Source organism: Streptomyces sp. SID3212, from assembly GCF_009865405.1.
Taxonomy (GTDB): Bacteria; Actinomycetota; Actinomycetes; order Streptomycetales; family Streptomycetaceae; genus Streptomyces.
Genome location: NZ_WWJY01000043.1, coordinates 1 through 6,688, shown reverse-complemented (window position 1 = coordinate 6,688; position 6,688 = coordinate 1). Strand labels below are relative to the sequence as shown.

Annotated in this window: 6 protein-coding genes and 1 pseudogene; 3 read left to right on the top strand and 4 right to left on the bottom strand. The window is 73.1% G+C overall.

Translation table 11 applies throughout. From position 1 onward, the window contains the following. Window positions 1-159: 159 nt before the first annotated feature. Window positions 160-399, top strand: a complete 240-nt coding sequence (locus GT042_RS01865; RefSeq protein WP_345943645.1) for a helix-turn-helix domain-containing protein — start codon at window positions 160-162, stop codon at window positions 397-399. Between the two features lie 651 nt (window positions 400-1,050). On the opposite strand, the gene GT042_RS01860 is transcribed toward GT042_RS01865, so the two are convergent. From GT042_RS01860 to ribA, 3 genes are all read right to left on the bottom strand, one after another. Then, window positions 1,051-2,385: an ABC transporter permease gene (locus tag GT042_RS01860; protein WP_161306940.1), complete on the bottom strand. Its 1,335-nt coding sequence runs from the start codon at window positions 2,383-2,385 to the stop codon at window positions 1,051-1,053. A 3-nt stretch (window positions 2,386-2,388) separates the two neighbouring features. Continuing rightward, window positions 2,389-3,363 (bottom strand): ABC transporter ATP-binding protein, encoded by a 975-nt coding sequence (locus GT042_RS01855; protein WP_161306939.1) that lies wholly within the window; start codon window positions 3,361-3,363, stop codon window positions 2,389-2,391. A gap of 163 nt (window positions 3,364-3,526) precedes the next feature. Beyond that, the gene (gene ribA, locus GT042_RS01850; protein ID WP_202532226.1) at window positions 3,527-4,171 is read right to left on the bottom strand and encodes a GTP cyclohydrolase II; all 645 of its coding nucleotides are present in this window, start codon (window positions 4,169-4,171) and stop codon (window positions 3,527-3,529) included. Window positions 4,172-4,271: 100 nt separating this feature from the next. Between ribA and GT042_RS01845 the strand changes: the two genes are divergently transcribed. After that, complete coding sequence (locus tag GT042_RS01845) at window positions 4,272-5,063, top strand: creatininase family protein (RefSeq protein ID WP_161306937.1); 792 nt, start codon at window positions 4,272-4,274, stop codon at window positions 5,061-5,063. Beyond that, entirely contained in the window at window positions 5,060-6,337 is a 1,278-nt protein-coding gene (locus GT042_RS38600) for a RibD family protein (protein ID WP_345943644.1), read from the top strand. Before GT042_RS01845 ends, GT042_RS38600 begins: the two co-directional genes overlap by 4 nt. Here the strand turns inward: GT042_RS38600 and GT042_RS01835 are convergent. Continuing rightward, window positions 6,263-6,688 (bottom strand): annotated as a pseudogene (locus GT042_RS01835) (lysylphosphatidylglycerol synthase domain-containing protein); the annotation flags it as partial. The gene GT042_RS38600 and the pseudogene GT042_RS01835 overlap by 75 nt on opposite strands.

Below are 6,688 nucleotides of genomic sequence, written 5' to 3'. Positions count from 1 at the left end.
GGGGGGCCGGTGCCGGGGGTGGGTGGGGTCGCGGGCGGTGGCGGGGTGGGTGGTCCCGGGGGCGGTGGTGGGTCTGGGTCCGGTGGTGGTCTCGGGTCGGGTGGCGGCCCTGGGGCCGGTGGCGGCCCTGGGGCCGGTGGTGGTGCGGTTTCCTCTGGCGTGCCCGGCTACGGAGATGGCCCCGGGTACGGCTCCGACGGGGGGTCACCGCCCCCAGGTCCAGAGACCCGCGCCCTGCTGGCGCTCCTGGCGGCGGGGCTGACGGACGCGGCGATCGCCCGCGCGCAGGGCTGGAGCGAACGTACGACTCAGCGCCGCATCCACCGCCTGATGGCGGAGCTGGACGCCACCACCCGCTTCCAGGCCAGCCTGACGGCGGCGCGTCGGGGGTGGTTGTGACGGGGGCCCGGGGCTGTTGGGGGTCGTTCGGGCCCCGCTGGGTCATCGGCGGTTGGGGCGGCGGGCCGGTCGGTCGTTGGATCGTCGGGGCTGGCGCGCTGCCGGGCTGCCGAGTTGGCGGGCTCCCAGGCTGCCGCGCTCCCGGGCTCCCGGGCTCCCGGTCTCCCGGGTCGCCGGGCGCCGGGCGATCACCGCGTGCGGAACCGGCCCGGAGTCCGGGGCGGCCTGCGGGACGCCGGGTGCCGGGTGCCGGCGGCCCTTGCGGGCAGGCACCCCCTGCGGGGGCAGAGTATGGGGACGGCTCACCGGGCCCTGCGCCGGACGGTGAGCTGTTGACCGGGTGTTACCAGCCTGCGGGACTCCGGCGGCGGTGACCACTTCTGCGGGTGCCCCTCTGCGGGTGCCCCTCGCGGGGCCGGTGCTGGACGGCCTGCGAGACCGCGCACCGGCGGCGTGCTGTTGACCGCGTGTCACCGGGCCCCGGGGATCCGGCGCAGGCCGCCCGTCGTGGGTGGCTCCGCATGACGCGGTCCTGCACGACGCGGCCCCGTACGACACGGCCCCACACGACACGGCTCCGCACGACACAGGCCCGGTACGGACGGCCCGGTACGGGCGTCCGTACCGGGCCGTGTGGTCGGCTGCGGGGGGTCACGCTGTCGCGCTTGCCGCCGCGACCGCCGGTGTGCGTAGTGCCCTGCGAGCCGTGCTCAGGCCCGTGAGGAGCGTGGAGGCCGTGGCCGCCGCCACGACCAGGAGCCAGACGCCCGGGCCCGGTTCCGGGAGGACGGAGTCCGTGCGGACCGCCGTGAAGGCGAGGAGACCGGTGAGGCCGGCCGCCGTACCGAAGAAGACCCCCGTCACCGTCAGGACCACGCCCTCCAGCCCGACCGTCCGCAGTACCTGGCCGGGGGTCGCGCCGGCCAGGCGCTGGCGGCCGAACTCGGCGCGGCGGTACGACGTCTCCGCGTACAGCGTGTTGATGATCATGACGCAGGCGAAGACCACGATGATGCCGACGACCACGAGGTTCACCGTCTCCACGTTCTTGTCCTCGACGGACCTGGTGAGGCCCGACGCCCGGATCGCGTCCGTCTGGACCGCCTGCATGTAGAGCGCCGCCGTCGCCGTACCGGTGAACAGCACCAGCGGCATCAGCAGCCCCGACAGCTGCGCGGCGCGGTGACGCATGGTGTGGACGGTCAGGTAGCCGCTCGCCCCCGCGAGAGCCGTGATCGGCCGTTCGAACACCTTCAACAGGCCCCGCAGCAGCGCCGGGGAGAAGATCGCGAAGCCGACGGAGAGCAGGATCGCGCCGTAAGCGGGGGCGGCCATCAGGGCCGGGGCGGAGGCTTTCATGGTGAAGGTCGAGGCGATCGCGCCCGTACCGCCCACCAGCGCCGCGATGCCCGCCGCCTTCTTGATCCGGCCACGGCCCGCCCGGGCCCCCGCCGCCTTCGTCGCCCGGCGCACCGCGAGGAACGCGGCGCCCACCGACGCGAGCAGCGTCACCGCGAAGCCCATGCCCAGCGCCACCGGGCCGAAGGCGAAGTCCACCCGGTCGGCGACCTGGCCGCTGTCCTGGAACAGCCCGAGCAGCACCCGTCCGCCGAGCATCGCGGGTCCGATCGCCAGCAGCGCGGCGGCCAGGCCCACCAGGACGGCCTCGCCGACGACCATGCGCTTGATCTGGGCCGGGGTCGCGCCGGTGTTGCGCAGCAGGGTGATCTCGGCACTCCGCTGCCGTACGTTCACGGTCAGCGCGGAAGCCACCGCGAAGAACACCAGCAGCGCGCCGTACCCGCCGACGACGTTCGACGACACCCGCAGGGTCTCGGCGCTGACGTCGTCGACGCCCGGGGCGCCGGCGGTGTCCTGGAGCGAGCCGAACGTCATGACGATCGCCGCGCCCAGGAAGGCGGACAGGAGGGTGGCGAGGAGCCGGCCGGGCCGCTGCCGGACGGATCGCAGAGCGAGAGTGAACATGGCTCAGACCTCCAGGGTGAGGTGGTGGCCGTGGCCTTCGGGGTGGCCCTGGCCCTGGTCCGCGATGTCGCCCAGGTGCGCGAGCCGTTCGGCGACCGCGTCCACCGTGGGCGCGGTCAGCTGCCCGGCCAGCCGGCCGTCCGCCAGGAACTGGACGGAGTCCGCGTACGACGCGGCGACCGGATCGTGCGTCACCATCACCACCGTCCGCCCGTGGATCCGTACCGCGTCCCGCAGCAGACCCAGCACGTCCCGCGCGCTCCGGGTGTCCAGCGCGCCGGTCGGCTCGTCGGCGAAGATCACGCTGGGCTCGGTGACCAGCGCCCGCGCGATGGCGACCCGTTGCCGCTGCCCGCCGGAGAGCTGGTCGGGGCGGTGGCCGAGACGGTCGCCGAGGCCGACCTGGGTGAGGATCTCCCTGGTCCGTACGGGGTCGGCGCGGCGACCCGCGAGGCGTAGCGGCAGCGTGGTGTTCTGCTCCACGGTCAGCGTGTCCAGCAGGTTGTACTGCTGGAAGACGAAGCCGATCCGCCGCCTGCGGAACTTCGTCAGCGCCGCCTCTGCGCCGCCCGTCATCTCCTCGCCGTCGACCATGACCAGGCCCCGGTCCGGGCGGTCGAGCCCGGCCGCGCACTGGAGCAGCGTGGACTTTCCGGAGCCCGACGGCCCCATGACGGCGGTGAAACTCCCGGCCGGCAGGCTCAGGGTGACCCCGTCGAGCGCGGTGACGGCGCTCTCCGCCTCGCCGTAGACCTTGCTGACGCCGACGAGGCGGAGCGCCTCGGAGTTCCGGCCGGGGCGCGACCGCCCCGTACCGCCTTTGCGTGCGCCCCTGCCGGTACGAGTGGCCGCTCCCCCGCCCGTGTCAGCGCCCGTGTGGGTCCCCCTGCCCGTACCCGGACCCGTACCTGTGCCCGTGCCCGCAGTCGTACCCGTACTCGTACCTGTACCTTTGCTCGTCCCCGTACGACGGAACATCGCCGTCCCTCCCTCTCGGACGCCCGCTGCGTCCCTGCCCAAGACGCTACGGACGGTGAGGGCCAGACACACGGGGCGTGGCGCCCGAACCGGAGGTGGTGCTGGGTGCACCTTCGTACCCCCGGGAGGCGCCAGGTTCGGCGAGGCGGCGCGGACAGCGGTCCTACGGCTCCGGGTCCAGGTGCGGCAAGTGGTGGCCCAGTCGCTCCCGCTTCGTCCGCAGGTAGAAGATGTTCTCCTCCTGAGGGGTGATCAGCAGGGGCACCTCCTCCGTGACCTTCACGCCGTGCCGCTGGAGCGCCTCGCGCTTGAGCGGGTTGTTCGACATCAGACGTACCGAGCGGACACCGAGGTCGTGCAGGATCTCCGCCGCCACCTGGTAGTCGCGGGCGTCCGCCGGGAGGCCGAGGGCCAGGTTCGCCTCCACCGTGTCCAGGCCCTCCGCTTGCAGCTTCATCGCCTGGAGCTTGGCCAGCAGGCCGATTCCCCGGCCCTCGTGGCCCCGGAGATAGACAAGAACACCCCGCCCTTCCCGCACGATGGTGCTCAGGGCGGCCGACAGCTGGCCGCCGCAGTCGCAATGCCTGGAGCCGAAGGAATCTCCGGTCAGACACTCCGAATGCAGCCGGACAAGGGCCCCTTCTCCTGTGACATCGCCGTACACCAGGGCCATTTGTTCGTCCGTGCCATTGCCGTCCCGGTAGCCGACAGCGAGGAAATCGCCGTACGCGGTGGCCAGGCGGAGATCCACCACCCGTTCCGCGACCGGGGGGCCACTGCCGTCGGACGTACCATCAATTTCCCTCATGGCCATATCTTATCGGCCGGATCGCGGAAGGAGAACGCGAAAACGACGTAACCTGGGCCTCCTCGAACGTATGAAACGACAGGAAACGAAAGGCCCAGAGATGAGCGGTCCTGCCGTACCACCACCGGCCTCCGGCCTGTTGCCCGCGGACACCACCGAGGACGTGGGGGAGCGGCGGCCCCAGGTCGCCGTCCTGCCGATCGGCAGTTTCGAGCAACACGGCGCGTACCTCCCGCTGGTGACGGACACGGTCGTGGCCTGCGCCGTTGCCGCCGAGATCGCCGCCGCGCATCCGGTCCTGCGCCTGCCTCCGCTGACGATCTCCTGCTCGCACGAGCACGCGGACTGGCCGGGGACGGTCAGTATTTCGGCCGCGACCCTCTACGCCGTGGTCTCGGACATCGCGGCCTCGCTACGCCGTTCCGGTATCCACGCGCTCATTCTGGTGAACGGGCACGGGGGAAACTACGTGCTGCGGAACGTGGTTCAGGAGTCGGCCGGCAGCGGTACGCGCATGGCGCTATTTCCCGGCTCGTCCGACTGGGACGCGGCGCGGGAGAGGGCGGGTGTGCGGACCTCGTCGTACAGCGATATGCACGCGGGTGAAGTGGAGACGTCGATCCTGCTGCACGCCCGTCCGGAACTGGTCCGTTCCGGTTATGAAACCGCCGATTTCGCCGCCGATGAACGGAAGCATTTGCTCACTCTCGGTATGCGTCCCTATACGGACTCCGGGGTGGTCGGCCGGCCGTCCTTGGCGTCCGCCGAGAAGGGAAAGGAATTGCTCGCCGGACTTGTCGATTCCTTCGCGGAATATCTTGCGCTGATGACGGTGGAGAGTGTGGACGGCGTGGACGGTGTGCCTGCTGCGGCCGTACGGGTGACACCGTGACGGGCGCGTCCCGCGCGTCCCGCGCGTCCGGCGCGGCGGAGGCGGCGGACGCGGCGGACGCGGCCGAGGCCGCCGAGGTGTGGGAGCGGCTGCTCGGCATCCGGTCCGAGGCGGAGGCCGTGGCCGCCGGGCTGCTCCGTACGGGGGAGAGCTCGTCCGGGGCGCGGCTGCTCGTCGACCGTTATCTGCCGCTCTGCCTCGCTGGGCCGTACGTCACCTTCGCGCAGCTGGGCCAGAGCCTGGACGGCTTCATCGCCACCCGGACCGGCGACGCGGACTACGTCACCGGCGAGGAGGACCGCGATCATCTGCACCGCCTCCGGGCGCTCGCCGACGCGGTGGTCGTCGGGGCCGGTACCGCCGTGTCCGACGATCCCCAACTCACCGTCCGTACCTGCCCCGGGACCAACCCGGTGCGTGTGGTGATCGACCCGAGGGGCCGCGTACCGCTGGACTGCCGTGTGTTCACCGACGGATCAGCCCCGACCCTGTGGGTGGTGGGCCCGGGCCGCGAGGACGGGCAGGCCGTTCCCGGCCGGGTGGGGGACGGGGTCGAGGTGCTGACCCTGCCGGACCGCGAGGCGTTCGCGCCCCGCGCCCTGGTACGGACGCTCGCCCGGCGCGGCCTGGGACGGGTGCTGGTCGAGGGCGGGGGCGTCACCGTGTCGCGCTTCCTGCACGAACGGGCGCTGCACCGGTTGTACGTCACCGTCGCCCCGGTCCTGCTCGGCGACGGCGTTCCGGGGATCCGCTTCGACGGCCCCGAGGTGATGCGGGAGGCGTTGCGGCCCCCGGTCCGGCGCTCCGCTGTCGGCGAGGACACGCTTTTCGAGCTGGACCTCCGGGCGTCGGTCCTGGAGGTGGACCTCGCCGGGGCCGGCTTCGAGCGGGGCGGCGGCCTTGCGGGGTCCGGCTTCGAGCGGGGCCTTGCCGGGTCCGGGTCCGGATCCGGTTCGGCCTTCGAGGAGGGCGTCACCGGGTCGGTTGCCGAGGGGGGCGTCACTGAGGCCGTTGTCGGGCCGGGTGTCGCCGGGTCCGTTGTCGGGCCGGGCGTCGCCGGGTTCGTTGTCGGGCCGGGTGTCACTGGGTCCGTTGTCGAGGAGTGCCTCACCCGATCCGTTGCCGAGGAGGGACTCACCGGCTCCGCCGTCGGGCCGGGCCGCCTCACCCCGTCGGCGCCGGGCCGCCCACTGGACGGCGAGGACCACGATCCCCGGCAGGCTCGCGGCGAAGGCGAGGACTCCGTACACGACCGCGACGGTCAGCCCCAGTGACGCGCCCAGGCCCGCCGCGCCGAACGCCCACGCGGTGACGCCCTCGCGGGGGCCCCAGCCGGCGATGTTCAGCGGCAGCCCCATGGCGAGCAGGGCGAGCAGCATCAGGGGCAGCAGTTCGGACGCCGGCGCGGTGGCCCCCGCGACCCGCGCGGCCAGCAGGAACATCGCCAGGTGCCCCGCCAGTACGGCGACGGACGACAGCAGGACGCCGGGCCAGGTCACGCGGGAGAGCAACGCACGGCGTGCTTCGGTCAGTTCGGCGCGGAGGGTGCGGCGCCAGCGGGGGGCCGCGGCGCCTTTGCGGAGCCGTACGAGCCGCACCGCCGCCACCGCCGCCAGGCCGCACAG

Coding starts and splice junctions, on each gene's coding strand:
- ribA (WP_202532226.1), bottom strand. CDS start 4,171: ATGAGGGAAATTGATGGTACGTCCGACGGCAGTGGCCCCCCGGTCGCG.
- GT042_RS01845 (WP_161306937.1), top strand. CDS start 4,272: ATGAGCGGTCCTGCCGTACCACCACCGGCCTCCGGCCTGTTGCCCGCG.
- GT042_RS01855 (WP_161306939.1), bottom strand. CDS start 3,363: ATGTTCCGTCGTACGGGGACGAGCAAAGGTACAGGTACGAGTACGGGT.
- GT042_RS01860 (WP_161306940.1), bottom strand. CDS start 2,385: ATGTTCACTCTCGCTCTGCGATCCGTCCGGCAGCGGCCCGGCCGGCTC.